This is a genomic window from Acinetobacter sp. RF14B (genome assembly GCF_006864105.1).
In the GTDB taxonomy this organism is placed as follows: Bacteria; Pseudomonadota; Gammaproteobacteria; order Pseudomonadales; family Moraxellaceae; genus Acinetobacter; species Acinetobacter lwoffii_C.
In genome coordinates this window covers 32744-58346 of record NZ_SMTB01000004.1, presented here as the reverse complement: position 1 = coordinate 58346, position 25603 = coordinate 32744, and the positions used below count along the sequence as shown (strand labels likewise).

The 25603-nt window shown below is 42.6% G+C and carries 23 protein-coding genes and 1 pseudogene; 15 read left to right on the top strand and 9 right to left on the bottom strand.

The window, feature by feature from the left end:
* Positions 1-104 precede the first annotated feature (104 nt).
* The gene (locus E2K52_RS01635; protein WP_413772979.1) at positions 105-1103 is read left to right on the top strand and encodes an alpha/beta hydrolase; all 999 of its coding nucleotides are present in this window, start codon (positions 105-107) and stop codon (positions 1101-1103) included.
* Positions 1104-1193: 90 nt separating this feature from the next.
* On the opposite strand, the gene E2K52_RS01630 is transcribed toward E2K52_RS01635, so the two are convergent.
* From E2K52_RS01630 to E2K52_RS01615, 4 genes are all read right to left on the bottom strand, one after another.
* Positions 1194-2369, bottom strand: coding sequence for a benzoate/H(+) symporter BenE family transporter (locus E2K52_RS01630; protein WP_151203261.1), 1176 nt, complete (start codon positions 2367-2369; stop codon positions 1194-1196).
* 117 nt (positions 2370-2486) lie between these two features.
* The gene (gene leuE / locus E2K52_RS01625) at positions 2487-3146 is read right to left on the bottom strand and encodes a leucine efflux protein LeuE (RefSeq protein ID WP_151203260.1); all 660 of its coding nucleotides are present in this window, start codon (positions 3144-3146) and stop codon (positions 2487-2489) included.
* A gap of 71 nt (positions 3147-3217) precedes the next feature.
* On the bottom strand, positions 3218-4195 hold the full coding sequence (gene tal, locus E2K52_RS01620) for a transaldolase (protein ID WP_151203259.1): 978 nt from the start codon (positions 4193-4195) through the stop codon (positions 3218-3220).
* Between the two features lie 86 nt (positions 4196-4281).
* Positions 4282-5175 (bottom strand): LysR family transcriptional regulator, encoded by an 894-nt coding sequence (locus E2K52_RS01615; RefSeq protein WP_151203258.1) that lies wholly within the window; start codon positions 5173-5175, stop codon positions 4282-4284.
* 100 nt (positions 5176-5275) lie between these two features.
* Between E2K52_RS01615 and aceI the strand changes: the two genes are divergently transcribed.
* The gene (aceI, locus tag E2K52_RS01610) at positions 5276-5701 is read left to right on the top strand and encodes a chlorhexidine efflux PACE transporter AceI (RefSeq protein ID WP_151203268.1); all 426 of its coding nucleotides are present in this window, start codon (positions 5276-5278) and stop codon (positions 5699-5701) included.
* Positions 5702-5904: 203 nt separating this feature from the next.
* Entirely contained in the window at positions 5905-7008 is a 1104-nt protein-coding gene (locus E2K52_RS01605) for an OmpW/AlkL family protein (protein WP_151203257.1), read from the top strand.
* A 63-nt stretch (positions 7009-7071) separates the two neighbouring features.
* Here the strand turns inward: E2K52_RS01605 and E2K52_RS01600 are convergent, their stop codons facing one another.
* A complete protein-coding gene (locus tag E2K52_RS01600; protein WP_151203256.1) occupies positions 7072-8589 on the bottom strand; it encodes an acetyl-CoA C-acetyltransferase in 1518 nt (505 codons plus the stop codon).
* A 246-nt stretch (positions 8590-8835) separates the two neighbouring features.
* Between E2K52_RS01600 and E2K52_RS01595 the strand changes: the two genes are divergently transcribed.
* The 3 genes from E2K52_RS01595 (at position 8836) to E2K52_RS01585 (ending at position 12549) form a co-directional block, all read left to right on the top strand.
* A complete protein-coding gene (locus E2K52_RS01595) occupies positions 8836-10227 on the top strand; it encodes a 3-oxoacyl-ACP reductase (protein WP_151203255.1) in 1392 nt (463 codons plus the stop codon).
* A gap of 151 nt (positions 10228-10378) precedes the next feature.
* Complete coding sequence (locus tag E2K52_RS01590; RefSeq protein ID WP_151203254.1) at positions 10379-11233, top strand: MaoC family dehydratase; 855 nt, start codon at positions 10379-10381, stop codon at positions 11231-11233.
* Positions 11234-11289: 56 nt separating this feature from the next.
* Positions 11290-12549 carry a serine hydrolase domain-containing protein gene (locus E2K52_RS01585; protein WP_151203253.1) on the top strand — a complete coding sequence of 420 codons (1260 nt, stop codon included), beginning with the start codon at positions 11290-11292 and terminating at the stop codon, positions 12547-12549.
* 100 nt (positions 12550-12649) lie between these two features.
* On the opposite strand, the pseudogene arsH reads toward E2K52_RS01585, so the two are convergent.
* From arsH to E2K52_RS01570, 3 genes and pseudogenes are all read right to left on the bottom strand, one after another.
* Positions 12650-13361 (bottom strand): annotated as a pseudogene (gene arsH / locus E2K52_RS01580) (arsenical resistance protein ArsH).
* Positions 13362-13366: 5 nt separating this feature from the next.
* The gene (gene arsB, locus E2K52_RS01575) at positions 13367-14407 is read right to left on the bottom strand and encodes an ACR3 family arsenite efflux transporter (RefSeq protein WP_151203252.1); all 1041 of its coding nucleotides are present in this window, start codon (positions 14405-14407) and stop codon (positions 13367-13369) included.
* Positions 14408-14411: 4 nt separating this feature from the next.
* Positions 14412-14726 carry an ArsR/SmtB family transcription factor gene (locus E2K52_RS01570; RefSeq protein WP_151203251.1) on the bottom strand — a complete coding sequence of 105 codons (315 nt, stop codon included), beginning with the start codon at positions 14724-14726 and terminating at the stop codon, positions 14412-14414.
* An 82-nt stretch (positions 14727-14808) separates the two neighbouring features.
* On the opposite strand from E2K52_RS01570, the gene arsC reads away from it, so the two are divergent.
* The 7 genes from arsC (at position 14809) to E2K52_RS01535 (ending at position 22477) form a co-directional block, all read left to right on the top strand.
* A complete protein-coding gene (gene arsC, locus E2K52_RS01565; protein WP_151203250.1) occupies positions 14809-15237 on the top strand; it encodes an arsenate reductase (glutaredoxin) in 429 nt (142 codons plus the stop codon).
* 168 nt (positions 15238-15405) lie between these two features.
* Positions 15406-16314: a polysaccharide deacetylase family protein gene (locus E2K52_RS01560; protein WP_151203249.1), complete on the top strand. Its 909-nt coding sequence runs from the start codon at positions 15406-15408 to the stop codon at positions 16312-16314.
* Between the two features lie 338 nt (positions 16315-16652).
* Entirely contained in the window at positions 16653-17363 is a 711-nt protein-coding gene (locus E2K52_RS01555; RefSeq protein ID WP_151203248.1) for a phosphopantetheine-binding protein, read from the top strand.
* 130 nt (positions 17364-17493) lie between these two features.
* Positions 17494-18138 carry an RluA family pseudouridine synthase gene (locus E2K52_RS01550; protein ID WP_151203247.1) on the top strand — a complete coding sequence of 215 codons (645 nt, stop codon included), beginning with the start codon at positions 17494-17496 and terminating at the stop codon, positions 18136-18138.
* Positions 18139-18281: 143 nt separating this feature from the next.
* Complete coding sequence (gene rapA / locus E2K52_RS01545) at positions 18282-21119, top strand: RNA polymerase-associated protein RapA (RefSeq protein WP_151203267.1); 2838 nt, start codon at positions 18282-18284, stop codon at positions 21117-21119.
* A 156-nt stretch (positions 21120-21275) separates the two neighbouring features.
* Positions 21276-21542, top strand: coding sequence for a PAAR domain-containing protein (locus E2K52_RS01540; RefSeq protein ID WP_151203246.1), 267 nt, complete (start codon positions 21276-21278; stop codon positions 21540-21542).
* Between the two features lie 137 nt (positions 21543-21679).
* Positions 21680-22477 (top strand): alpha/beta fold hydrolase, encoded by a 798-nt coding sequence (locus tag E2K52_RS01535; RefSeq protein ID WP_151203245.1) that lies wholly within the window; start codon positions 21680-21682, stop codon positions 22475-22477.
* Positions 22478-22530: 53 nt separating this feature from the next.
* On the opposite strand, the gene fabR is transcribed toward E2K52_RS01535, so the two are convergent.
* A complete protein-coding gene (fabR, locus tag E2K52_RS01530; RefSeq protein ID WP_151203244.1) occupies positions 22531-23208 on the bottom strand; it encodes an HTH-type transcriptional repressor FabR in 678 nt (225 codons plus the stop codon).
* A 153-nt stretch (positions 23209-23361) separates the two neighbouring features.
* On the opposite strand from fabR, the gene E2K52_RS01525 reads away from it, so the two are divergent.
* Positions 23362-24426 (top strand): flavin reductase family protein, encoded by a 1065-nt coding sequence (locus tag E2K52_RS01525; protein WP_151203243.1) that lies wholly within the window; start codon positions 23362-23364, stop codon positions 24424-24426.
* Positions 24427-24440: 14 nt separating this feature from the next.
* The gene (locus tag E2K52_RS01520) at positions 24441-25535 is read left to right on the top strand and encodes a fatty acid desaturase family protein (RefSeq protein WP_151203242.1); all 1095 of its coding nucleotides are present in this window, start codon (positions 24441-24443) and stop codon (positions 25533-25535) included.
* The last annotated feature ends 68 nt before the right edge of the window (positions 25536-25603 follow it).

The window sequence follows — 25603 nt, the reverse complement described above, 5'->3', positions numbered from 1 at the left end:
GGAAAATACTCGGATTTTAGTTTTTATTGCCCAGGCCTATCGCCTTCATCATATAATTTTTATATGCTTCTGCTGGGACTGCTGTTGGTCAGGATTGAAATATTATGGGGGCTATTTTGAGGTATTCAGGAATCTGTCTGGCACTGCTTGGAGGATTGAGCCTGGCAGGCTGTCAAAGCACGGTACAAAATAACCGGATTATTGCGAGCGCCTTTAATTTAACTACCGGCATGCAGCAAAAGTTGATGGACCGTTATGCGCCTGAAACGGTGCGGGTACACTCCAATATTGTCTATGCGACTGAGCAGAATTTAAATCTGGATTTGTATCAACCACAAAATGTTCAGGAGCTTGGCCCTCGACCAACCGTTATCTGGATACATGGAGGCGGCTGGATTTCTGGCTCTAAAGAGCATGCGCGTGGTTATTTCAAACTGCTAGCAGCGCAAGGGTATAATGTGGTCGCTGTACAGTATCAGTTTGCACCCCAAGTGGTTTATCCTGCGCAATTACATCAGATTAATCAGGCGCTCGAATTTATTAAAACACAGGCAGAGCGCTATCAGATTGATGCGAGACAGCTGTATCTGGCTGGAGATTCTGCGGGTGCCAATTTGGCGAGCCATTATGCTGCACTGTTAACTAATCCTGAATTTGCACGGCAGTCTGGTTTTCGTCCGAGTATTCAGCCGGAGCAGCTTAGAGGGCTGATTCTGCATTGTGGGATCTATGATCTGGAAAGCTTTATTCATCAGGCACCTGAACTCAAAATCATGGAGTGGGGTGTAGATAATCTGTTACAAGCCTATATCGGGGATCAAAAAGAGAATACACAATTTCTTCAACAGATTTCCCCCATTCATCAGCTTTCGACTACGTATCCACCTGTTTTTATTAGTGGGGGAAATAAGGACTTTTTGACCGATACCCAGTCCATTCCCTTTGTACGCGCACTTGAAGCCAAAAATATTCCTGTGATGCCCGTCTTTTATCCAGAATCCAAGGCTTGGCTGATTCATGAATATCAGTTTTTTATGGCCAAGAAAGAAAGCCAGCAGACTTTTTTCAAGACCATTGAGTTTTTACATCAGTATTCCTTGTGAGTTTTGATTCATTTTTATTTGATTTTAGCCTCTTTTTGATTCAGGAAATTTATCTGAACGGGCTTAAGCCGAATGTGCTTAAGCCAATATTCAGGCTGTTTTCGGTTTGGATTTGAATAACAGATACACCAGGATACCCAGTAACAGTCCCCAGAATGCTGACCCAATACCTAAAAACTGAATATTTGAGGCACTGAATAAAAAAGTCATTAGGGCAGCCTCACGCTCATGACTGTCCTGAAAAGCCAGCGCAATGTTATGACCGATTGTACCAAACAGGGCAATGCCGGCTAGTACAGTGATCAGAATACTGGGAAAAGCCATCAACAAATTACTCAGGGTGGCTGCAAAAAGACCCATCAGCATATAACAAAGCCCGCCACTCATACCGGCAATATAGCGTTTTTGTGGATCTGGATGTGCTTGGGCATCCAGGCTAACGGCAGCACTAATAGCGGCCAGATTGACACTAAAGCAGCCAAAAGGTGCCAGAATTGCCTGGGTCATACCGGTCCAGCCGAGAATCGGATTCACTTTAGGCGGATAACCATAGCTTTTAATCACGGCCAGTCCAGGCAGGTATTGGGATGCCAGATTAATAACCAGCAAAGGTAAAGCCAAGCCCAAAATAGCAGACAGGCTAAACTCAGGCGTGGTCCAGACCGGTTGAGCGATAGCCCAGTTCAAGTCAGGCGGGTGAAATTCAATAAAAAAAGGACATAGAAAGATCGCTGCAAATACTGTGATAACAATACTATAGCGTGTGCTGAGCTTCTTAGAGATAAGATAAATGGCCAGTACACTCAGTACAAATGTCCAGGATTGTTGCAGGCTGCCAAAAACTGAAATTCCGAATTTAAGCAAGACACCCGCTAGCATGGCAGACGTCAAGCTTTGTGGAATAAACTGGAAAATTCGCTCAAAAACTCCAAAAAATCCGAGACCCGCCACCAATAGCCCGCAGACCAAAAAGGCGCCTATCGCTTCGGCCAGACTATAATGTCCATTAGAGGCAATAATCAGGGCCAGTCCTGCCGTCGACCAGGCTGTTGAAATGGGGTATTTATACTTCCAGGACAGTAAAAATCCTGAAAGGCCTATTCCAATCCCGAGTGCCCATAACCAGGAGCTGATTTGTGCCGGACTTGCTCCCAGACTTTGAGCGGCTTCAATCACCAGTACTGCAGAGACACTGATGCCAATCATGCAGGTCATAAAACCCGCCATGACCGCCGGCAGGGAGAAATCTTGTAATAGTTTTGACATCGTTCATAATACAATTTTTTAATGCGCCTAAATCATACGCTTTTCATCTATAAACACAATCTATGAGGGAGTTTTTTATCTCATTTCACACTTGAAAATGATTGCATATAAACAATTTTAGAGGGTTGAAGTTGCCAGTTTAAAACCAAAGGCGCAGAATAATAAGCCTACCAGTGCGACCGCAGTAGCCGTCAATTTATAGTTTTCATTGAAATAAGTAGCCAGTTTAATCCCGGAAAAAATCAGGATAGACAGATAGCTCATGCTGATAATTTGTAGAATGAGGGCCAGCAAGATAAAGGTGAGTGCAGGATAAGAATAGGCTGGATCTACGAACTGCACAAAAAATGACAGATAAAACAAAATCGCTTTGGGATTTAAAATACTGATGGTCAAGGCTGTTCTAAAAGGCCGAATTGTCTCCGGGCTTTTAGAGGCTGTTGAATCAATTGAATGGAGTTGAACCGATTTTCGTGGAAAAAAGGTCTTATAAGCCGAGATAATCAGTTTTATACCTAAATAACTTAAATACACTGCGCCAACAACCTTTAAGCCGATAAACAAAAGAGGAAAGGCATGTAAAAGTGAGGCTGCTCCCAAGGCTGTACACAGAATCAGGATTGTATCGCCGGTATAGACACCGAGTGCTCCCATATAACCGGTTTTGATACCAAAACGGGAAGCAATTGACATGACATACAGGGAGTTCGGGCCAGGAAGTATCACAATTAAAATTGTTCCGATAATATAGGTCGTCAGATCTGTGATACCAAACACGAAGAGCTCGCAAAAGAAAAAGCCGATGTAGTATTATAACCCCATCGACTTAAAGAGATTTATAAAATTCCTTAGATTTCAGTCGGGCTTAGAAAGGTTTCACGTAATAAGGCAGCCAGTTGTTCACGTGCTTTAATAAAGCCCTGAATCCCGCCTCGCAGCAATTCACTGGCCATTTGATCTTGTTCTAGCTGCTCCTGAAACTCGGCATAGCTGATCGGCTGAAGATCAGCCTGTACATGAATTGCGGCGGCTGAAAGCTGTGGCTGTACTTCACGGAAGTCATTTTCCAGCTCAGCCAGCAAATTAGGTGCAACTGTCAGTAAATCGCAGCCACTGAGTCCCAACACCTGATCAATACTGCGGAAACTGGCTCCCATGATTTCAGTTTGAATTCTATGGGCTTTATAAAATGTATAAATATTTTTAACCGATAATACGCCCGGATCTTTTTCAATCGGATAGGCATCCACCGCTTCAGCCTTTTTGTACCAGTCCAGAATACGCCCCACGAAAGGAGAAATGAGAGTGACTTTGGCATCTGCACAGGCATGGGCCTGATGCTGGCCGAATAGCAAGGTCAGGTTGGTGTGAATCCCTTCTTCTTCCAGTACCTTGGCGGCCTGAATTCCTTCCCAGGTCGAAGCAATCTTGATCAGCAGGCGATCCGAAGAAATACCATATTGCGCATACAGTTCGAGCAACTCTTTGGCTTTTGCAATGGTCGCTTCAGTATCATAAGACAGGGCAGCATCGACTTCAGTCGAGACACGTCCTTCAATGAGCTTTAAAATTTCTACACCAAACTTGACCGTTAAAATGTCAATACTTCGTTCAATTAATGCATCTTCTGAATAGCCTTCCTGCTGTGCCTGCTGAAAAGCAGCTTCGATTAAGCTTTTATTCTCCGCCTGATTGGCTGCAGCAGTAATAAGGGAAGGATTGGTTGTTGCATCGAATGGACGAAATTTTTCAATAGCAGTTAAATCACTGCTGTCAGCAACAATAGTAGTTAAGTTTTTTAATTGGTTTAACGCAGATTGAGTCATTGATATCTAATTCTTGAAGTTATTACTTGTACAATTAGTTATATCACAAAGTCGTTTTAACCCAAGTGAAAATACAGCGGAACACGTCATGAAACTGATTTTTTCCGCTGATTTCTGATGTGATTAATCAAAAAACGAGCAGCAGCGCCAAGTTGATTTTCTCGGCTCCAGACTAAATCTACAAAATATTCAAATTTTGGCGTGAAATCGAGCAGATCCAGTACTTTTAAGTGTTTTTTAAGGATCGGATTTTCATTGAGCATTTCTAAAGGCAGCACACCCCAGCCAAAATTTTGCATGATCAATGCGCAAGCCGAGTGATGATTGTCAGTACGCCAGTATTGTTTTGAATATAATAATTCCGGCTTGATGCTCTTATCCCGACTGGCGACAACAATCTGGCGGCTTTGCAGGATTTGTTCAAAACTGACCTGTGGATATTGGGCTAAATCAAAGGCTTTGTTGGCGACCGGAACTAAAGTTTCTCGTTTTAATTCCACAAATTGTTCACGGTTTTCGAGCTGTTCACGTTCAAACATCAGCGCGAGTTGAGCAGTTTGATTCATCAACATTTTCAAGGCATCTTCTTGGGGGGCTGAGAATACATTAATTTGTAAGCTTGGAAACTCAGCTTCAAGTAAAGCAATATAATCGGTCCACCGGGTATGGAGAAGTTCGGACACTACCACAATATTTAAGGCTGACTCCAAACCTGTGCTTAATGCGTGCGCCTGCTGTTTCCATTGATTTATTTCAATCAGCAGCTGTTCGGTTTTTTCATAGAGTGTAAGTGCTTGGGCGGTAGGTAAAGGCTCGCGACCTTTGCGTAGAAAAAGTGTTAAATTGAGATCAATCTCTAAATTGGCAATAGACATGCTCACTGCCGAGGGTACTTTACCCAGTTTTCTTGCAGCAGCAGAAAACGACCCTGTTTCAATGACGGTTTTAAAAATGATCAATTGTTCTTGATTGATATTCATTGATTGCAACCTTTCAATAATATTGAAAGATTCTAACTCGATTAATCAATATTATGAAAATAGAATGCCTGCTATTGTAAATTGGAAGAGTATTGAAAACATGTTGATTTCCAAAAGAAGGATTGTTCATGCGCTCAGTTATGAAATCATCCTGTTGGTGATCATTGCGATAGCATTAAGTTTTATTTTTGAAGTTCCGCTGGAAGTCACAGGTACTTTGGGTGTAGCCATGGCGGTGACCTCTGTAATTTGGAATATGATTTTTAATCATTTTTTTGAAAAATTTGAAGCCAAAAGAAAATTAAAAAGAACAGTCGGTGTACGGATCTTACATGCGATTGGTTTTGAAGGTGGTCTGCTGCTGGTGACTATTCCGATGGTGGCGTATGCCATGAATATGTCACTCTGGCAGGCGATTCTACTGGATTTCAGTATGACGATGTGTATTTTGGTCTATACTTTTATTTTCCAATGGTGCTTTGATCAGATAGAAGCCCGTTTAGGTTATCAGCCAGAATATCGTTAAACTTCAATGCGAAAGCTCAAAAAGGCCTGTAATGATAAATACAGGCCTTTTTTGCTGTCTAAAAAGGTTTTTTTTACAAAAAGTAAAATTTTAAAACATAAAACAAGTATAAAAAACAATACTTATTACATAAGTTTTAATATGAAAGCGATAATAATTTTTTCTTAAGGATGAAAAAAACAAACAACACAAGGAGTTAGTTGATGAAATTGATTAAATTAATTACACCTGTAATTTTATTAGGGATGACACAAGTAACGAGTGCTGAGCAAAACTTTAAACGTTTTTCTGTCTCTGCAGGTTGGCTACATGTGATGCCACAAGGAAAAGCTAACCCTTTTAATATTAATACTGCAGTGGCAAATGGAACGGTTGCTAAAGTAGGCACAATTACAGAAGAAGGCTTTTTAAAAGCCATTGATCCGAATGCAACAATTCAAGATGGCGCTAATACGGCAAATCTACAAGAGTATCTTGGGACTTTACTTGAAAATAGCTTGATTAATGGAATGATGACGGATGGCCAGGGCAATATTAAAGAGTCAATTGCCGGTAACGCGACCTTAAACGGGTTGGAGAGCTGGTCGGCAGAAGGAACAGGGCTGGAAGCAGATGATGTCGACACTTTGGGTTTAATGGTCAACTATCATATTAATGATCATGTTTCTTTACAGGTAATTGGAGGGATTCCCCCTAAAGTTGATATTAAAGGAAAGGGCATGATTACGGCTCCATTAACAGGTAATGCACAACCTGGAGGCTTAGCCGGCTTGTTATTTCCAGAAGGATTGCCTTTGGATTATGCGGTTCCGATTACGGACTTAGATAAATATAGTAAAGCTGCTACTGCAAGAGCTTGGACCCCGGCATTACAGGTACAGTACCAATTTGGAAAATCAGGGGTGAATAAGTTCAGACCCTATGTGGGAGCAGGTTTGATGTATGCTTATTTTAATGATATTGAATTAGATAAAGGCGTTAAGTCAGATCTGGTGGCGGCGGGTCATATGATTCAAAATATTAAGGATAATAAAGCGGGTGCAGCACTCGATGGCAAAGTATCTTCTGGAGAGATGCGTGTGGATGTTGATGCGGACGATGCTATTGCACCGATCGTAACCGCCGGTTTTACTTATGACTTTAGCCCTAACTGGTTTACAGCAGCTTCCGTTTCTTATGCGAAACTGAATAACAAAACCAAGATTAGCGTGATTAATCAAACCAGCGATGAGCAATTGATTCACGCAACCACAAAGATTGATATAGATCCCATTATTACCTATCTAGGGGTAGGTTATCGTTTTTAAGTGGAATCATCTGTAATAAAAAAACCGCTCTTTTGAGCGGTTTTTTATTAGGCCCGTACTGAATTATTTTTCAATAATCGCAGTTACACCCTGACCACCGGCAGCACAGATTGACACCAGGACACGACCTGAATCTTTCTGGTTCAGCAGTTTTGCAGCAGTGGCAATAATACGGCCACCAGTTGCAGCAAATGGATGGCCTGCAGCAAGTGAAGAGCCTTTTACATTCAGTTTTGCACGGTCAATTGCACCTAATGGCGCATCCAAACCTAAGCGCTCTTTACAGAAGGTAGGATCTTCCCAAGCTTTTAGGGTAGACAGAACTTGTGATGCAAATGCTTCATGAATTTCATAATAGTCGAAATCTTGAAGTTTCAAGCCTGCACGTTCCAGCATGCGTGGAACTGCGTAGGCAGGTGCCATCAGTAAGCCTTCTTTTTTCTCCACAAAATCAACTGCTGCTGTTTCTTGGAAAGTTAAGTAAGCCAGGACTTCATGACCATTGGCTTTCGCCCATTCTTCAGAGGCCAAAAGTACACAAGATGCACCATCAGTCAGTGGAGTCGAGTTACCTGCAGTCATGGTACGCGCATCACCCTTACCAAAAGCAGGCTTTAATTTTGCCAGTTTTTCGACAGATGAGTCGGGGCGCAGGTTATTGTCACGCTCCAGACCTAGGAATGGCGTGATCAGGTCATCAAAGAAACCTTCTTCATAAGCTGCTGCCATTTTCTGGTGTGAGGAGGCAGCCAGTTCATCTTGTGCTTCGCGTGAAATGCCCCATTCCAGAGTAGTGATAGCCTGATGATCACCCATAGATAGGCCGGTACGTGGCTCACCATTTTTAGGTGCGTCCATCAGGTCTTTGACATTAATTTTTGTTAGAGCCTTTAAACGGTCTTTGGCTGTTTTGGCAATGTTCAGCTCAAGTAGGGCTTTGCGTAAGCCATCACCAAATGCAATTGGCGCATCAGAAGTGGTATCTACACCACCGGCAACACCGACTTCAATTTGACCCAAGGCAATTTTGTTTGCCACCAGAAAAGCGGCCTGTAAACCGGTACCACAAGCTTGCTGTATGTCATACGCCGGTGTTTCAGGAGCAAGTGCGGTATTCAGTACACACTCACGCGTCATATTGAAATCACGGCTATGTTTCAGCACTGCACCTGCAACGACCTCACCCAGACGTTGACCTTGCAGATTAAAACGTTCAACTAGTCCATTCAGTGCGGCAGTAAACATGTCTGTATTAGACGCGGTAAAATAAGCACCATTAGAACGTGCAAATGGAATACGGTTACCACCAATAATAGCGACGCGGCGAACTGTGTTTTGGCTCATATTATTATCCTGTTGAACAGAAGGCTGTGTTTTTGAAACGGAAGCGGTTTTAGTTGAAGTCGAGTTTTTAGTACGCGTAGACGTTTGGCGTGTACGCGTGGTTTTAGTCGAATTTTTTTCTGTAGCAGAATTTGTGTGCGTACTTTTGCTGGCCGCTTTAGTACGAGTTGATGGTTTTGACACAATTTTTTCTACAGGACTCTCGACTGCTGGATTTTCTTGAGTTGTTTTGCTCATAAGGCTTTACCAGGCAAATTGATCATCTTTCTTTATGCTGCTTACATTAGCATAGATGAGCATAGGCTGTATTGACTGCAATGACATTACAGACTGCGCTCAGGTCAAGTCATCTATTGGGTATCTCAAGTATTATTGGGCAAAACCTGGTAGATCTATTGAAATAGATGTGTTTGGCATCATATTGATGTTAAAAGGATAACTTTAGACCGATCAAAAAACTAATTTTTATGAGAGATAATAAGCATGACTGATCAGTATCAAACTTTCGCAAAATCTCCTATTGGTAAATTTGTCATTAAAAATTTGGGGCTACCATCCCCAACTTCTTTAGAGCGTTTTGAATCTGCAACCCCGGTAGTCAAAGGGGCGGTTTTATTTGGTGCGGCGCCTAAAAGTCCTTTAACCGGCTCAGTTGCACAAGTCCTTGCCAATATTCATGCCAACAGTTATGCGGGTAATAATTCTGAACTTCAGCATGCAGCGGCACAGTCAGGTTTGAATTTGAGTGCTTTTAATTCAGGCGATAAGGAATCTAAATTTAAAGTGGTAATTTTTGATGCCTCAGGAATTGAAAACTCCGAGCAATTAAAATCGCTTTATGAGTTTTTTAATCCGATTGCCCGTCAAATTCAAAGCTCTGGCCGAGTACTGGTCATTGGTACTAGCCCTGAAACTGCAACATCGGTGAGTCAGGCGATTGCTCAACGTGCACTGGAAGGCTTTGTCAAATCAGTCGCTAAAGAGTTTAAAAAAGGGATTGCGGCAAACCTGATCTATGTGGATACCGGCGCTGAAGATAATCTTGAATCAGCTGTACGTTTTGCGATTTCTCCGCGCTCAGCTTATGTATCAGGTCAGGTGATTCGGGTATCCAAAGCTGAAAAGGTCGATGTGGACTGGGCGAAGCCGCTGGCAGGGAAAACTGCTGTGGTGACAGGTGCAAGCCGTGGTATCGGTGAAGCCATTGCACACATACTGGCACGTGATGGCGCACATGTCATTTGTCTGGACGTTCCGCAGCAGCAAGCTGATCTGGATCGTGTTGCAGGGGAAATTGGCGGTTCTACATTGGCACTTGACATTACTGCAGCTGATGCAGGCGAGAAAATCAAGGCAGCTGCCGCAGCACAGGGCGGTCTGGATATTATTGTGCATAATGCAGGCATTACGCGTGACAAGACACTAGCCAATATGAAGCCTGAACTTTGGGATCTGGTGATTAATATCAACCTGTCTGCAATTGAACGTGTGAATGACTATCTGCTTTGCAATGATGGCCTGAATGCAAATGGCCGCATTATCTGTGTATCTTCTATTTCAGGTATTGCAGGTAACCTGGGTCAAACCAACTATGCAGCGTCTAAAGCCGGCGTGATCGGGGTGGTAAAATTCACAGCACCGACATTAAAAAATGGTATAACTATTAATGCCGTGGCACCAGGTTTCATTGAAACGCAAATGACTGCTGCAATTCCATTTGCGATTCGTGAAGCAGGACGCCGTATGAACTCTATGAGTCAGGGTGGTCACCCAGTGGATGTGGCAGAAGCCATTGCCATGTTTGCATCGACGGCATCTTCTGGTTTAAATGGCAACGTGATTCGTGTATGTGGCCAGAGCCTGTTAGGGGCTTAAAGCATTCAAATCCTCTCCTGCGCTTTAATTTAAAGCTCAGGAGAAGATTTAGAAGAGGGAAAATGAAAGGAAATACTCCTCATCAACCCTCTTAACCCTCCCCAAGGGAGAAAGCACTTTATAAATGAAAAGAATATTTTAAAGGTTTAGTATGAATACGCGCCATTTTAGTCAACTTCCAAAACCTTATTTAGCTTATCCAAAAGTGATTCAAGGTTTGGTTTTTAAAAAGCCAAAAGCTGAAAAAGTTCTGCCGCAAGTTGAATATGTGGTGGATTCATTTAAGGTGGATCAGAAACATCTGAAAATCTATAATGAAGTTTGTGGCTTTAAAAATAATGGTTATATCCCAGCGATTTATTTGACTGTACTTTCTCAAAGCCTGCAAATGCACATGATGACTTCGGAAGCATTTCCATTTCCGATTCTGGGTCTGGTGCATATTCGTAATCAGGTCAAGCAGTATCGTAAAATCGGGGTCAATGAATCTCTCATGCTATCCTGCAAGTTTGGTGAATTGCAGCCGCATGACAAAGGTATGCAATTTGATTTCATTACTACGGTGAAAGTAGGTGATCAGGTTGTAGTTGAAGCGTTGACGACTTACTTATGCCGTCAAAAGAATAGTGTTAAAGCTGCTGCCAAAGTAGCAGAAAATAAGACACCCGCGTATCAGCTGAATGGCGAATGGGAGGTTTCTGAAAATACTGGCCGCCGTTATGCTATGACTTCAGGGGACTTTAACCTGATTCATATTCATGCGCTCACTGCAAAAGCATTTGGTTTTAAACAGGCGATTGCCCACGGAATGTGGAGTAAAGCCAAAGCTTTGGCTAATTTAACATTGCCTGATGCATATGAGGCAGATGTCTGGTTTAAGTTGCCAGTGTATTTGCCTTCCAAAGTGGAATTCCTGACTGCACAAGCCGTCAATGAAACCGACTTCCTGATTCGAAACAGTAAAAATCAGAAACCGCATGTGAGTGGTAGCGTAAAAGCAATTTAATTTAAAAAAAGCCTAAACTCGATTTAGGCTTTTTATTTTTATGAGATCAAGATTCTATGGACAGAATATTACAGCCTTTAAAAGACTATGTGCTTGCTGACAAAGAAAACTACCAGGGAGTGGTAGATGAACGTTTTAAAGCTCTGGCAGAGCAGTTTAGCCGCTTGCAGCATGCCCGTACTGAACAGGGTGGGGCTGCGCTGGTGATTTATTTTCAGGGACAAAAAGTCTTGGATATTTACACTGGTAAAAAGTCGGAAAACGAAGCTTGGCAAGAAGATACCATGTCACTGTGCTATTCCACTGGTAAGGGAGTGCTGGCGACATTGGCGCATATTCTGGCAAGTCAAGGCCTGATTGATTACGATCGACCAGTTGCTGACTATTGGCCTGAGTTTGCCCAGCAGGCTAAAGATAAAATTACATTAGCACATATGCTCAGTCATCAAAGTGGACTGTTTGATATTCGTAATATCATTGATGATGCAGCCGAAATGGCCAACTGGCCTCAAATGCTGGAACGAATAGCAGCAGCAAAACCGCGTTTTAAGGTGGCAACGGATGCTGCTTATCAGCCTTTGACCTTTGGCTGGCAGGTGGGTGGCGCACTGGAAAAAGCCACCGGCCAGAGTCTGCAATCATTGATGCAGCAGTATCTGGTGCAGCCTTTGGAGCTCGATGGTGCCTATTTTGGTGTGCCAGCGCAAGAACTAACACGAGTTGCACGACCAATTTTTCCGACCCAGTCATCTTCACAAGTCAAAGTTAAAAAAACCGCAGCTCGAAAGCCTAATTTGATGGAGCGGGCATTGATATGGAGTGGTCAAAGTCCACAAGATTTTCAGGACGGAATGATTCCTAAAGGTATGAAGAATTTTAATTTCTTTAGTAATCAAGGTTTACAGGCGGTTATTCCTTCAGCCAATGGAGTATTTACTGCACGGAGTCTGGCAAAAATCTATGCCATGCTTGCCAATCATGGCCTTTGGCAGGGGGAAACCTATATTTCAACTGAAAATTTTCAGCGTCTGAGCCAAGTGCAATATACCTGCCGTGACCGGATTATGCCTTTGCCAATGCATTGGCGTTTAGGCTATCACCGGATATTAAGCTTAGGTAAAGCTTCTCAAGGATTTGGGCATATGGGGTTTAATGGGTCCGGAGCTTGGTGTGATCCGGAGCGTAATTTAAGTTTTGCGTATACACATAACTTTCCTACAGGTTCATTAACAGGAGATTACCGGTTATGGGGATTGACGCAGGAAGCTTTACGCTGTGCTGATGCAGTGCTTAGAGGTCGAAAAGGCTGGTGGTAATTCTATTTTTGGGTTTGGTCAGGGAGCTGAAATAAAAATAGGAACTTTAAGTTCCTATTTTTCAGCTTGGCATAATGTGTATTATTTAATGTTGGAAAACTTAAATATTCTTTTGATTTACGCGTTGTGAAAGTTCTTCCGCACTTTCTACACGCTACACGTTCAGAATAACGGTCAGTCAGATACGCAGACTGACCCCGGGTTAAAAGCGTAAATTTATAAAGTTCTTCCATCACATCTACGATCCTCCGGTAATAAGAAGAAGGTTTCATACGGCCATCTTCTTCAAACTCAAGAAATGCTTTAGGCACTGAGGACTGATTCGGGATGGTGATCATACGCATCCAGCGTCCTAAAATCCGCAATTGATTTACCGCATTAAAGGACTGTGAGCCACCACATACTTGCATTACCGCTAAAGTTTTACCTTGCGTTGCACGTATTGCACCTGCAGCTAATGGAATCCAGTCAATTTGCGCTTTTAAAATCGAACTCATTGAACCATGACGCTCAGGAGAGCACCAAACCATGCCTTCTGACCATGCTAAAAGTTCATGCAGTTCTTTTACCTTTGGATGTTGCATATCACCATCTTCAGGAAGAGGTAAACCCTTAGGATGGAAAATTTTCACTTCTGCACCGAAGTATTCCAAAATTCGACCTGCTTCCTGAACTGCTAAACGGCTATATGATCTATCACGATTTGAGCCATACAGGAGCAATATTCTTGGTGGATGATCAAGGTGCTGTGCCTGAACTTTTTCTAAAGTCGGTTTTTCTAAAAGACTAAGATCAATATTTGGTAAGCTCATTCGACTCATACCTCTTTAAACACTTTTTTTCTAAGCCATAGCGAAACTGTCACCAAGGCAATCAATACAGGAACTTCAACAAGTGGTCCGATCACGGTTGTGAAGGCTACAGGTGAGGCTAATCCAAAAGTGGCAATGGCTACAGCAAGTGCTAATTCAAAATTGTTGCCTGCCGCAGTAAAGGAAATAGCAGTGGTTTTAGGATAGTCGTTACCCATCCATTTACTCATAAAGAAGCTGATGAAGAACATTGCAACAAAGTAGATTGTCAAAGGAATAGCAATTCTAAGCACATCTAAAGGAAGGCTAACCACCTCACCACCTTTAAGACTAAACATGGCTACAATCGTAAATAAAAGCGCAATAAGGCTGATAGGGCTAATCTTTGGGATAAATCTGGTTTGATACCAATCTAAGCCTTTCTGTTTGACTAAGATCAAGCGGGTTAAAAAGCCAAGTAAGAAGGGGATGCCCAGATAAACAAGAACAGCATGGGTAATCGTCCAAAAGCTCACATTAATGATTTGTGCCTCTACTCCAAAGAAGGGCGGTAAGAAGGTCAAGAATAACCAGGCATAAGTACTAAAGAACAAGATTTGGAAGATACTGTTAAATGCAACTAAGGCTGCAACATACTGATTATCGCCACATGCCAGGCCATTCCACACCAGGACCATAGCAATACATCGGGCTAAACCAATCAGAATGAGACCTGTCATGTATTCAGGAGAGGCGTGCAAAAAAATGATTGCCAAACCAAACATTAAGCAAGGTGCTATGAGCCAGTTTTGAATGAGAGATAATGCAAGGGTACACTTATCTTCAAAGACTTTAGGTAAGGTCGCATAGTCTACCTTGGCAAGTGGTGGATACATCATCAAAATAAGCCCTATTGCGATAGGGATATTTACTGAGTTAATGCTTAATTGATCGAGTACCACAGATGTTTGAGGGAAAAATACCCCAATACCTACGCCTAATGCCATGGCAATAAAAATCCATAGGGTGAGGTTTCGGTCTAAGAAGGAGAGCTTTGAGGCGGACATTGAATTACTCGCATTGCATAGAGATAGATAGATTGCTCGCAGCTGTATTCACTACTTCATTACTTAACACATTGAGAACTGCATTTATCCATTCTGGTAAATCGGGATTTAATCGGTAGTACACCCATTGTCCTTTGCGCTCATCTAGCAAAATTGATAGGTTGCGAAGTAAAGCCAAGTGACGAGAAATCTTGGGTTGGCTCAGTTGTAATATCTCTGTGATTTCACATACACATACATTTTGTCTTTCTAAAATAATTTTTAAAATATCTAGACGTGTCGGGTCAGATAGGCACTTAAAGAAATCTGCTTGATCCATAATCGATACTCACATATATGCTATTGCGAATATACGTATATCCATATATAAATGCAATATTATGAATGCCTGAGTAAATCCAATGTCATCAAAAGTTAAGATCTATCATAACCCTGCTTGTGGAACATCCAGAAATACACTGGCGCTAATTCGAAATGCAGGCGTAGAACCTGAAATTATTGAGTATCTTCTTAACCCTCCAAGCAAGAACGAACTCATGAATCTAATTGAAAAATCAGGCCTTTCTGTACGTGAAGCTATTCGTAAAAATGTAGAACCTTTTGCAACTCTTCAATTAGATCAGCAACACTGGACAGATGAACAGCTCATTCATTTTATGCTTGAGTATCCAATTTTAATTAATCGTCCATTTGTGGTGACAGAGGTCGGTGTAAAACTTTGTAGACCCTCTGAACTCGTTTTAGATATTTTGTCTGCGCCTCAATTGGGAGCTTTTACCAAAGAGGATGGTGAAATGATTATTGATGAAAATGGTGAACGGATTAAGTAAATCCACTGCATTTAATATAGAGGTGGTTATCCGAACATTAAAAAGCCCCAATCTAAGATTGGGGCTGCGTCTAATCTGTATTATATTAATTTTAGGGAATTTTTACTATAAAATAAAATGTTAAGCTTGTATTTTACTATCAGTAATTTCAAATAATAGAGTCACTCGATGCTTAAAAAAATTATCCTAAGTCTTTGCTTGGGTTTATCTAATGTAGCTATCGCAAAAAGCGTAGCTTTGAGTTTTGATGATGGTTTAGACCCATCAATTAATGCAGATGCTCAACACATCAATGAAGATATTTTAAGTACATTAAAACAAAATAAAATCCAGGCAATCGTTTATCCGAGTATAAGTAAAATTGGAGGAACAAACGGATTAAATATAATTTCTAATTGGGGCAAACAAGGACATCGTATTGGTAATCATGGAAATTTACATCTAAATCTTAATAAAGATGAAGTAAATTTATCCACTTATTTACAAGATATGCAACAAGGTCATGAAATGTTTTCCTCATTAGCGGGATTTATACCACGTTACCGCTTTCCATTTCTTAAAGAAGGAAATACTCTAGAAAAAAGGGATAATGTGCGCAAATGGCTGAGTAGCCATAGCTATAAATCTGGCGCTGTTAGCATCGATGCGAGTGATTGGTATTACAATCAATTGTTTCTGAAATATCATCAAGAAAAAGATCAAACAAGCCTGGCTAAATTAAAACAAGCTTATATTGTCCATTTACTTGACCGAGCGAAATATTATGATGATTTAGCCGTACAAACATTAGGACGATCTCCAAACCATGTACTTTTACTGCATATAAGAGCTATTAATGCCGCTTGGCTAGAAGACATAATTACTTCCTTCAAGAGGGAAGGCTGGAAATTTATTGATAGTGATACCGCCTATCAAGACGCTATTTATAAAATTCAGCCAAATTTATTGCCTGCTGGTGAAAGTATCATCTGGAATATTGCGCAAATTTATGGTGTGAATAATTTACGTTATCCAGCAGAAGATGCTCCATATGAATATCTAAATTTGGCAAACCATGGTTTGGAAGTTGAAAAGTAAATCCTTCATTTAACATAAAAGCCATTGCTTTAAGCTATTCTTCATGTCAACTATCTTCTACATTTAAGAAAAAATAATTTTCCATCCTTTGATAGACTCAGACCCATCCCATGTTCCACTTGCCCACAATATTTACAACCAAGTAAATAAATGCCGACAACCCTGTCTATATAAACTACCTTATGATTTTTAATCACTTATTGAATCATAATAGCTTGTTTATCAGATTTTTTGACACCTACTTAACTTGCAGCTCTTATGGGCTTATTTCGATTTAAACCCAATTTAAAAACCCATCTGCGCTAAAATATCTGGCAAATGTCGCTTTAGAGTTTCTCATGCTATATCCCATGCCTAAAAAAATCCAATTCACTCCATCGCCAGCTAAATGGCAACTTGCTGCCAATGAATCGGTTTTGGTCTTGGTGGGATTACATAACCTGCGCATGCAGACTGGAATCCAAGACACGGAACTCATGAAAAATCTTATTCAGATTAGCAATAAAGCCAAAGCACTGGATATTCCGATTGTTGATTTATATGGCGATGACCTGATGCAGGGCATGCAACAACTCGGTGAATATGCCTCAACCCATCCCCAACTGATTTTTGCAGGACAGGTGACGCCGATGCTGAAACAGATTTTACCGCATCTGCAAAGCGTGACAGAGCACATCTGTGTGGTGGATGATGCAGTTTTTCTGGCCAATCAGGAGCAGCATATCCAGTGGATTGAAAATATCTCCCAGCAGGGTTTACATCACATGAGCAGTTATAGCCTGACACGTTTATGGAGTTTAAGTGCGCCGTCAAACTATGTACTGTCGATCAAAGGCATCATGTTAGCTGTGGCTGAACAGCTGGATATGGATGCTCTGGAAATTGATCCTTATATTGATTTAAAACAGTATGGACTGGACTCTGTAGCAATGGTCAGCCTGGTTGGAGTATGGCGCGCACATGGTGCAGAGCTGCGTTATGAAGATGTGCTTGAACATGCTTCCTTGCATGAATTGGTAAGTTTTGTGCTGCAATCTGTACGCCGCTAGAGAGTGATTGAGTAATTTACTCCACATAATCGGAAATTTCTTCGGCATTTATATAAAAGCGCATTGTAATTATTCGCCAAGCTTTCTATTATGGCCGCCTTATTTTTCGCGATCAGCCTGGGATTGAACTTTGAGTAATTTTCTAACCGAACATCTGATACATCGTGATAAGGATTTTATGGTCATCCATAAAGCGGCTGGTTTGCTTACAGTTCCAGGGAAGACAGAAGATTTACAAGACTGTCTCATTAGCCGTCTCATGAAAATAGAGCCCAAAACCTTGCTCATCCATCGTCTGGATCGGGACACCTCCGGCATTTTAGTGTTTGCCTTGAGCCGGGAAGGGCAAAAATCTATTTCTCGCCAATTTCAGGAACGCCAGACGGATAAAACCTATCAGGCAATTGTGGCGGGAACTCTGGACGGCGAAGGAATGGTGGATGTTCCCGTGATTTATGATCCGGACCATCCGCCATTACATATTGCAGAACCAAATCATAATAAGCCTGCACTCACCCATTGGCAGGCCATTGAACATTTTGAAATTCAGGGACAAGCTGTCACCCGTGTAAAATTGACCCCGATTACGGGGCGTTCACATCAGCTGCGTGTGCATATGCAGTATCTTGGACATCCTATTATTGGAGATACCTTGTATGCTACACCTGAGCAGCAACAGCTGAGCGTACGCTTATGTTTGCATGCCGAACGTTTAAGTTTCTCTCATCCTCACACACAACAACCGGTTGAATTTTATTGTCCGGCGCCATTCTAGGGGTGAGTTTTTTAATCGGCGTGAATTATACTCACTTTTTAGTGGGCTTTATGTCAAAATACATTGCTTGAAGGTGTGAAGTTTTGCTCCAATGACATTTCGTGATGGAGCCTGATATTCATAATCTTGTACTTAAGATAAAGGTGGAAAAATTGCAGCAATTTGCTATTGGTCAACGTTGGTTATCAGATACTGAAACAGAACTCGGCTTAGGAGTTCTCATTGATGTTGATGAACGATCGGTCAGCATTTTATTCCCAAAAAGCGATGAAACGCGTGTCTATGCACGTAGCAATGCACCTTTGTCCCGCATCATTTTTAATGCCAATGACGAGCTGCAAGATCAGGAAGGTATTTACTGGACCGTGGAATCGGTCGAAGACCGTCATGGCGTGGTCCGTTACCACGTAGTACGCACGCTTGAAGATGGCAGCGAAGAGCATAAAGCCCTCAATGAAACCCGTGTGGGTGCAAGTATTCAGCTATCCAAGCCGCTGGATCGTTTGCTGGCCAGCCAGATTGATTATAAAGAATGGTATGACCTGCGTATTGAAGCCTTGCTGATGCAAGCCAATATGCAAAGCAGCCCCTTACGCGGCCTGATTGGTTCACGTGTTGGTCTGATTCCCCATCAGCTGTATATTGCCCATGAAGTTGGTCAGCGTTTTGCGCCGCGTGTATTACTGGCCGATGAAGTTGGCTTGGGTAAAACCATTGAAGCCGGCCTGATCATGCACCAGCAACTTAAAACAGGACGTTCTGAACGTATCCTGATTCTGGTTCCAGATTCATTACAATATCAGTGGATGATTGAAATGCGCCGCCGTTTCAATCTGGAATTCTCCCTGTTTGATCTGACCCGTACCGCTTCGATCAAGGAACATGATCCGGATCTTAACCCGTTCCTGACCGAGCAGCGCATCATTGCATCTGTCGATTTGATGATTGACCATGAAGATTTACGTGAACAGGCTTTAGAAGCAGGTTTCGATTTGCTGGTGGTCGACGAAGCGCACCATTTAATGTGGAGCGAAGAAGAAGGCGGTAATGACCGTTATGACCTGGTTGAAGAGCTGGCAGAGCACACAGCAGGCGTTTTACTGCTTACCGCAACACCAGAACAGCTGGGCGTAGAAAGTCACTTTGCGCGTCTGCGCTTACTTGATCCGCAGCGTTTTAGCTCACTGGACCGTTTCCTGGATGAAGAAGAACAATATCAGCATACTGCTAAAATTGCTGAAGCCTTGATGTCAGATATGCCACTTGAAGCCGAACATCTGACTGCAATTGAAGACTTGTTAGGTCATGCGATTGAAGATACAGCAGAACAACGCTTCCGTGCGATTCATGAACTGCTGGACCGTCATGGTACAGGTCGTATTCTGTTTCGTAACACGCGTGAAGCCATTCAGGGCTTCCCGGGCCGTGACTGTCAGCCTGTACCACTGCCAGCACCAGAAAACTGGTCTAAAGATGGCAAGCTACGTGAACAGATGTGGCCGGAAGAAGCCCAGCTCGATGGCTCATGGATGGAGACTGATCCACGTGTCATGTGGCTGATGGAAAAATTGCGTACCGATCTGAAACACAAGAAGGTATTGCTGATTGCACGCAGCGGTCCGGTGGTAGAAGCGCTAGAAAATGTACTTCGCTTACATGCCGGTATCCGTACCGCGATGTTCCATGAGGGGATGAGCCTGCTGGAACGTGACCAGGCAGCGGCTTATTTTGCTGAAGACTCTTATGGTGCACAGATTCTGCTCTGTTCAGAAATTGGTTCTGAAGGGCGTAACTTCCAGTTTGCTTCTGATCTGATTCTGTTTGACTTGCCGGCGAATCCTGATGTGCTGGAACAGCGTATTGGCCGTCTGGACCGGATCGGCCAGGAAAACCGTATTCAGATTCATGTGCCTTATTTAGTGGGTACAGCGCAAGAGCGGATGTTCCGCTGGTATAACGAAGCCCTGAATATTTTTAGTAATATTTCTCCTACAGCGCAAACTTTGCAAGAAAACTTCATTGTGGCATTAAAAGATTGCCTGCTGGCGGACAAAGGCCAGGAATTTGAAGATCTGCTGGAAGAAGTCAGCGTACAACGTGAAGCACTGGAAGCCGAGTTGCAGGCTGGCCGTGACCGACTGCTTGAGTATAATTCTTGTCGTCCTGTTGTGGCGCAGGAAATTGTCAAGGCACTCGAAGACTATGATGACAACACAAATCTGCCTGTGTTTATGAAACGCTTTATGGCATCGACCAACATTGATTTTGATGAGCAAAGCAATGGAACCGTAATCATCAAGCCCACAGATCAGATGCAGGTACAAGGTTTGACGCTGGACGAAGATGGTATGACAGCAACGTTCTACCGTGATCAGGCGCAAATCAGGGAAGATGCACAGTACCTGACCCTTGAGCATCCATTTACCGAAAGTGTGATGGAAATGATTAATACTCAAGGTTTTGGCAGTACCAACGTTGCTGTGTTAAAGTCAGCCGCTTTACCGCAAGGTTCTGTATTGCTGGAAGTCTGGTTTAAAGTTGATGTTATTGCACCTAAAGCGCTGAACCTGCCATCTAGCTTGCCACAGCAATTGATTCGCGTCTTGCTGAGTGAAAAAGGTCAGGATCTGTCACAGAAGATTGCCCCAGAAATCCTGAAACCGTATTTACATCATCTAGATGGTAATAGCTGCCGTCAGGTGGTCAAAGCCCGTCGTGATATTATTGAGGCACGTTACCAGCAAGCTCTTGAACTGGCACGTGCGAATTTGCCAAATTTCAAGCAGCAGGCTAAAGAAGTGTATGGTAATAAATGGCAATATGAAATTGACCGTCTGACTTATCTGAAGCAGTTCAACCCAAGTATCCGTGAAGATGAAATTGTGCGTTTACAGAAGTTGCAAAAAGAAGGACTAAGTCTGCTGGATGGATTATCGGTGACGCCTGAAGGTATTCAGGTAATGGTGGTGGTAAAACCATAAACGCTCATTGAGCAAAAAGATATTTCTTAAAAGCAGTCTTCGGGCTGCTTTTATTTTTAAACTTTTAGCAAGCCAGCCCTTTAATCGGGCTATTTTGTGTATGGGGCTATTTTTGGTTAGAATTTCGGCTTCCTTAAAATTATAAAGAAAAACAATATGTCTAAAGCCTTAGTTACCATCGGAGCCAAAACTTCACATGGTGGGGTGGTCGTTGAAGAAGAAGCTTCTTTTCTGGTCAATGGCGTTGCAGTTCATTTACATGCAATGAAACATTATTGTCCAAAATGCCAGCTTGTCGTCATGGCGATTGCTGCTGATCCGTCTTTTCAGGTTCACGGCCGGGCAGTGGTTCTGGCCGGAGATAAAACCACCTGTGGAGCAATTTTTCTACCGATGCAAAGTCTGGTGGTTGCACAAAAATAATGCTGAGTCCAGTTATAAAGTTCCTGTTATCAAAGGCCTGTGACTTTAAAGTCATAGATTGATGATTTCTGCCCTATAGCATTCAAGTTTGAATGATTAAGCTGAGGCAATATCTCAGAAGATAAGCAAAGATAAAAATGAAACCCGTATTATATTTTACGCATGCGAATGGTATTCCCTCTGCGAGCTATCGAAAGTTTTTAGATCATTTTCAGGATGAATATACGGTCAAATCCATTCCGTTGATTGGAATGAATCCACACTACCCGATCACCAAAGACTGGCGTTATCTGGTGGATGAAGTCATCGATGATATTCAGCAGCAGGCACCGGGCCAGAAAGTGGTGGGGGTAGGGCACTCTTTTGGCGGCTTAATTACGCTTATGGCGGCATATCGCCGGCCAGAACTTTTTTCCAGACTGGTGATTATGGACCCGCCGTTTGTTATCGGAAGAAAAAGTGCACTTTTTGAGCTGGTAAAAAAACTGAACCTGAAAAGTATTGACCGTTTTACCCCGGCAGGTATTACCTTAAAGCGTAAAGATTACTGGCCATCGCGCCAGGCCGCGGCTGAAGCGCTCAGGATGAATCGCCTGTTTAAACATTTTGATGAGCAGTGTTTTGATGATTATATTGCAAGTGGACTAGTGGCCAATCCACAGGGTGGAGTCACATTGCGTATCCCAAAACAGATTGAAGCTGAAATTTTTCGGACAGTGCCGGCTTGGTGGTGGAGAACGCCGCGTAAACCACCGCAAGTCCCAGTGCATCTGGTTACTGCTGAACATAGCCAGTTTTATCAGCAAGGACTACCACAAGGAATACAGAAGTTTTACCAGATAAAATATTCGGTGGTGCAGGGCGGTCATATGTTTCCGCTTGAACATCCTGAAACAACAGCCAATCATGTCAATGCCCAGCTGCAGTTGCTTTAAACTATAAAGCAAGAGGCTTGATTTGAGCCTCCTTGTATTGATTTAACTTTCAGTTAATTCAGTTGGGATTGTTCCAGATGACGGGCACCTTCCAGAATCATTCGAATCATAATCATCGTTTGTTCTGCGATTTCCTGACGTTCTGCAGCTGGTATATCAATTACATTGGCCCCCATATTAAATACCAATTGCGTAATCGCCTTAGATACAATATCCGGATGAAATAATTTTTTATTATTCAGGCGCTCGAAGCGGATCAAATCTTCCTGCAACTCCTGCTGGAAATAATTCAGCTGACGCTCTACGGCCTGCTTATAAGACTTGGAGCCGGTATAGCCTTCACGTAATAACAGGCTCAGATTGCCTTCATCTGCATCGAGCTGGGCAATAAATACTTCTACCGAGCTGCGAATGATGCTGCTCTGGCGTGATGCCTGCAGGCGTGCTTCATGCAAAATCTGACGCAATACAATCCCAGCACGATCAATCAGCTCGATTGCCAGTTCATCAATATCCTTAAAATGGCGATAAAAACTGTTTGGTGCAATGCCAGCTTCACGTGCAACTTCACGCAAACTTAAGGACGAGATACTCTTTTCTGGCCCAATCAGATTTAAGGCTGCCTGAAAAAGCTCTTCTTTGGTAATAGTCGCTTTACGGCCCACACTACGTACCACAATTGGCTCATCAATGTTGTTTGATTGTAAGGAGGCGTCACTGCTCATTTTCATTGAAAGCTCTTTCAGGAGAAGGGGTTAATTAAAGCATTATTACATTATAACCAAGGGGAATCGGCTTGTGAAATAATTAGAAACAATACACTTGTATATACAAATATATATACAGATGTATAATAATTGAAAATCCACGGTGGTGTCTTTACGATGCAGGTACTCGAAAAACTTAAAATGCCTTTAACTACGCTCGGCGAGAGTGTAATCGACCAGCATGCGATCAACTTCTGGGCGCAAAAACTGAATCCTTTATGGTCATTCAATCAGGCTTTAGGCGAAATTGTGCATATAGAAACTGCTGCACGGGATATGCTGAGTTTCAAAATTCGGGTCAATCGTTTATTCAAATTTGGTGAAGCAGGCCAGCATCACTCTGTATTTGTAGTGATCAAGGGAATTCGCTATGAACGCAGCTATAGCCTGACACGTCTGGATCAGCAGCATGTTTTACTTACCGTAAAGCAAGTCAATGCCGGCAAGGTGAGTAACTGGTTGGCTGAACAGGCCAAAGTCGGCGACATTATTGAGTTTGGCCAGCCTTTTGGTGATATGACCTTGCCTGAACAAGCACATCCGATGATTCTGCTGGCCGCAGGAAGTGGTATTACACCGATGCTCAGCATACTGGAAGCCTTGGATCAGAAAACTGAGTTTTCCGTGCCTGTGACTCTATGGTATTGGGTCAAGCACAATCAGGAGGCTGCTTTTATTACACGCTTTGAAGCATTAGCACGTAAATATCCTAACTTCAGTTATCAGGTATTTGCCACTCAGGAACAGCAGGCTGCGCCGCGTTTAGATGCAAGCTATCTGACACAGTTACAAAACCTTGAGCAAAGCGTGGTATATGCCTGTGGGCCTTCCGGCTTTGTATCGACTGCAGAACCGCTGTTTGGTTCGGTCAAACTGTTCAAAAGTGAAGCCTTTAGTATGAGCTTATGCGATATGTCTGATACTGGTTTTGTGAATATCACACTGACCCGGTCAAAAAAGACCGTCAGTATTCCTAAAGGCCAGTCAATTCTGGTGAGTCTGGAACATCAAAATATTAAACCTGCACATGGCTGCCGTATGGGAATTTGCAATAAATGTGTCTGTAATAAAGTTGAAGGTGCAACCAAAAGTCTGGTCAATGGCGCACAAAGTACCGAACCCGGTAATGCCTTGAAAATTTGTGTTAACTCGGCACAGACCGATCTAGTCATTGACCTATAAGCGAGTCTTATCTTATGAATATGCCAGTCAAAGTAGAATATTTTAAAAATCCTAAAAACCGTGAATTGAGCCAGTTTGAGCTGGATGAGCTCGCAGCTGAGCTGGATGCAATCAAGCAGGAAGTGCTGAATGATCTGGGCGAAAAAGATGCCAAGTATATCCACAAGGTGTATTCTGCAATTCGATATTCCTCAATTGCAGGTCGTGCCTTGTTGTTTGCAGGCTGGTTTCCGCCAGCCTGGGTTTTGGGGACAGGTCTATTAAGCTTTGCCAAAATCATGGAAAATATGGAATTGGGTCATAATGTTATGCATGGCCAGTATGACTGGATGAATGATCCTAAGCTGAAGGGTCAAACTTATGAGTGGGATATTGTCGGTACTTCTGATAACTGGCGTCAGACGCATAACTTTAAACACCATACCTATACCAATATCAAAGGAATGGATGATGATATCGGTTATGGCCTGCTGCGCCTGTTCCCCGAGCAGCGCTGGAAGCCGGGCTTTTTATTACAACCGATTTATGCCGTGCCATTCTGTTTGCTGTTCCAGTGGGGCGTCGCAATTCAAAATCTTGAGCTGGGCAAATACTTGAAGGGCCGCAAAACCAAGCAGAAAATGCAAGAAGAGTGGGCACCGATGCAGCGCAAAATTGGCAAGCAGTTGTTTAAGGATTATGTTTTCTTTCCGGTCATTGCTGGTCCGGCGGCACTGCCGGTATTTACGGGGAATCTGGTGGCCAATGGCATTCGTAATATCTGGACCTTTAGTGTGATTTTCTGTGGTCACTTTACCAAAGACGTAGAAGTATTCCCGAAATCCGTCATGCAAAATGAAAGTCGTGGTCACTGGTACATGCGTCAGATACGTGGATCTTCTAATCTGACAGGTTCAGAGGCCTTTCATATTCTGACCGGACATTTAAGCCATCAGATTGAGCATCACTTATATCCGGATATCCCTGCACGCCGTTATCGTCAGATGGCGCCAAAAGTGGAAGCGGTATGTAAAAAATATGGCTTGCACTACAACAATGCCAGTCTGGTGAAACAATATGGCAGTGTACTTAAACGTATTGTGAAATATGCTTTTCCATTTAAAAAGTAGATTGTCTTGAAAAAAACCGCTTTTAAATCAAGCGGTTTTTTTAATGCTAGTCTAGTAGATTAAAACAT

What these genes read in the sequence shown, in the direction of transcription:
- E2K52_RS01635 (WP_413772979.1), top strand. Translation starts at nt 105, where the DNA reads ATGGGGGCTATTTTGAGGTATTCAGGAATCTGTCTGGCACTGCTTGGA.
- E2K52_RS01630 (WP_151203261.1), bottom strand. Translation starts at nt 2,369, where the DNA reads ATGTCAAAACTATTACAAGATTTCTCCCTGCCGGCGGTCATGGCGGGT.
- tal (WP_151203259.1), bottom strand. Translation starts at nt 4,195, where the DNA reads ATGACTCAATCTGCGTTAAACCAATTAAAAAACTTAACTACTATTGTT.
- E2K52_RS01615 (WP_151203258.1), bottom strand. Translation starts at nt 5,175, where the DNA reads ATGAATATCAATCAAGAACAATTGATCATTTTTAAAACCGTCATTGAA.
- aceI (WP_151203268.1), top strand. Translation starts at nt 5,276, where the DNA reads ATGTTGATTTCCAAAAGAAGGATTGTTCATGCGCTCAGTTATGAAATC.
- E2K52_RS01605 (WP_151203257.1), top strand. Translation starts at nt 5,905, where the DNA reads ATGAAATTGATTAAATTAATTACACCTGTAATTTTATTAGGGATGACA.
- E2K52_RS01600 (WP_151203256.1), bottom strand. Translation starts at nt 8,589, where the DNA reads ATGAGCAAAACAACTCAAGAAAATCCAGCAGTCGAGAGTCCTGTAGAA.
- E2K52_RS01595 (WP_151203255.1), top strand. Translation starts at nt 8,836, where the DNA reads ATGACTGATCAGTATCAAACTTTCGCAAAATCTCCTATTGGTAAATTT.
- E2K52_RS01590 (WP_151203254.1), top strand. Translation starts at nt 10,379, where the DNA reads ATGAATACGCGCCATTTTAGTCAACTTCCAAAACCTTATTTAGCTTAT.
- E2K52_RS01585 (WP_151203253.1), top strand. Translation starts at nt 11,290, where the DNA reads ATGGACAGAATATTACAGCCTTTAAAAGACTATGTGCTTGCTGACAAA.
- arsB (WP_151203252.1), bottom strand. Translation starts at nt 14,407, where the DNA reads ATGTCCGCCTCAAAGCTCTCCTTCTTAGACCGAAACCTCACCCTATGG.
- E2K52_RS01570 (WP_151203251.1), bottom strand. Translation starts at nt 14,726, where the DNA reads ATGGATCAAGCAGATTTCTTTAAGTGCCTATCTGACCCGACACGTCTA.
- arsC (WP_151203250.1), top strand. Translation starts at nt 14,809, where the DNA reads ATGTCATCAAAAGTTAAGATCTATCATAACCCTGCTTGTGGAACATCC.
- E2K52_RS01560 (WP_151203249.1), top strand. Translation starts at nt 15,406, where the DNA reads ATGCTTAAAAAAATTATCCTAAGTCTTTGCTTGGGTTTATCTAATGTA.
- E2K52_RS01555 (WP_151203248.1), top strand. Translation starts at nt 16,653, where the DNA reads ATGCTATATCCCATGCCTAAAAAAATCCAATTCACTCCATCGCCAGCT.
- E2K52_RS01540 (WP_151203246.1), top strand. Translation starts at nt 21,276, where the DNA reads ATGTCTAAAGCCTTAGTTACCATCGGAGCCAAAACTTCACATGGTGGG.
- E2K52_RS01535 (WP_151203245.1), top strand. Translation starts at nt 21,680, where the DNA reads ATGAAACCCGTATTATATTTTACGCATGCGAATGGTATTCCCTCTGCG.
- fabR (WP_151203244.1), bottom strand. Translation starts at nt 23,208, where the DNA reads ATGAAAATGAGCAGTGACGCCTCCTTACAATCAAACAACATTGATGAG.
- E2K52_RS01525 (WP_151203243.1), top strand. Translation starts at nt 23,362, where the DNA reads ATGCAGGTACTCGAAAAACTTAAAATGCCTTTAACTACGCTCGGCGAG.
- E2K52_RS01520 (WP_151203242.1), top strand. Translation starts at nt 24,441, where the DNA reads ATGAATATGCCAGTCAAAGTAGAATATTTTAAAAATCCTAAAAACCGT.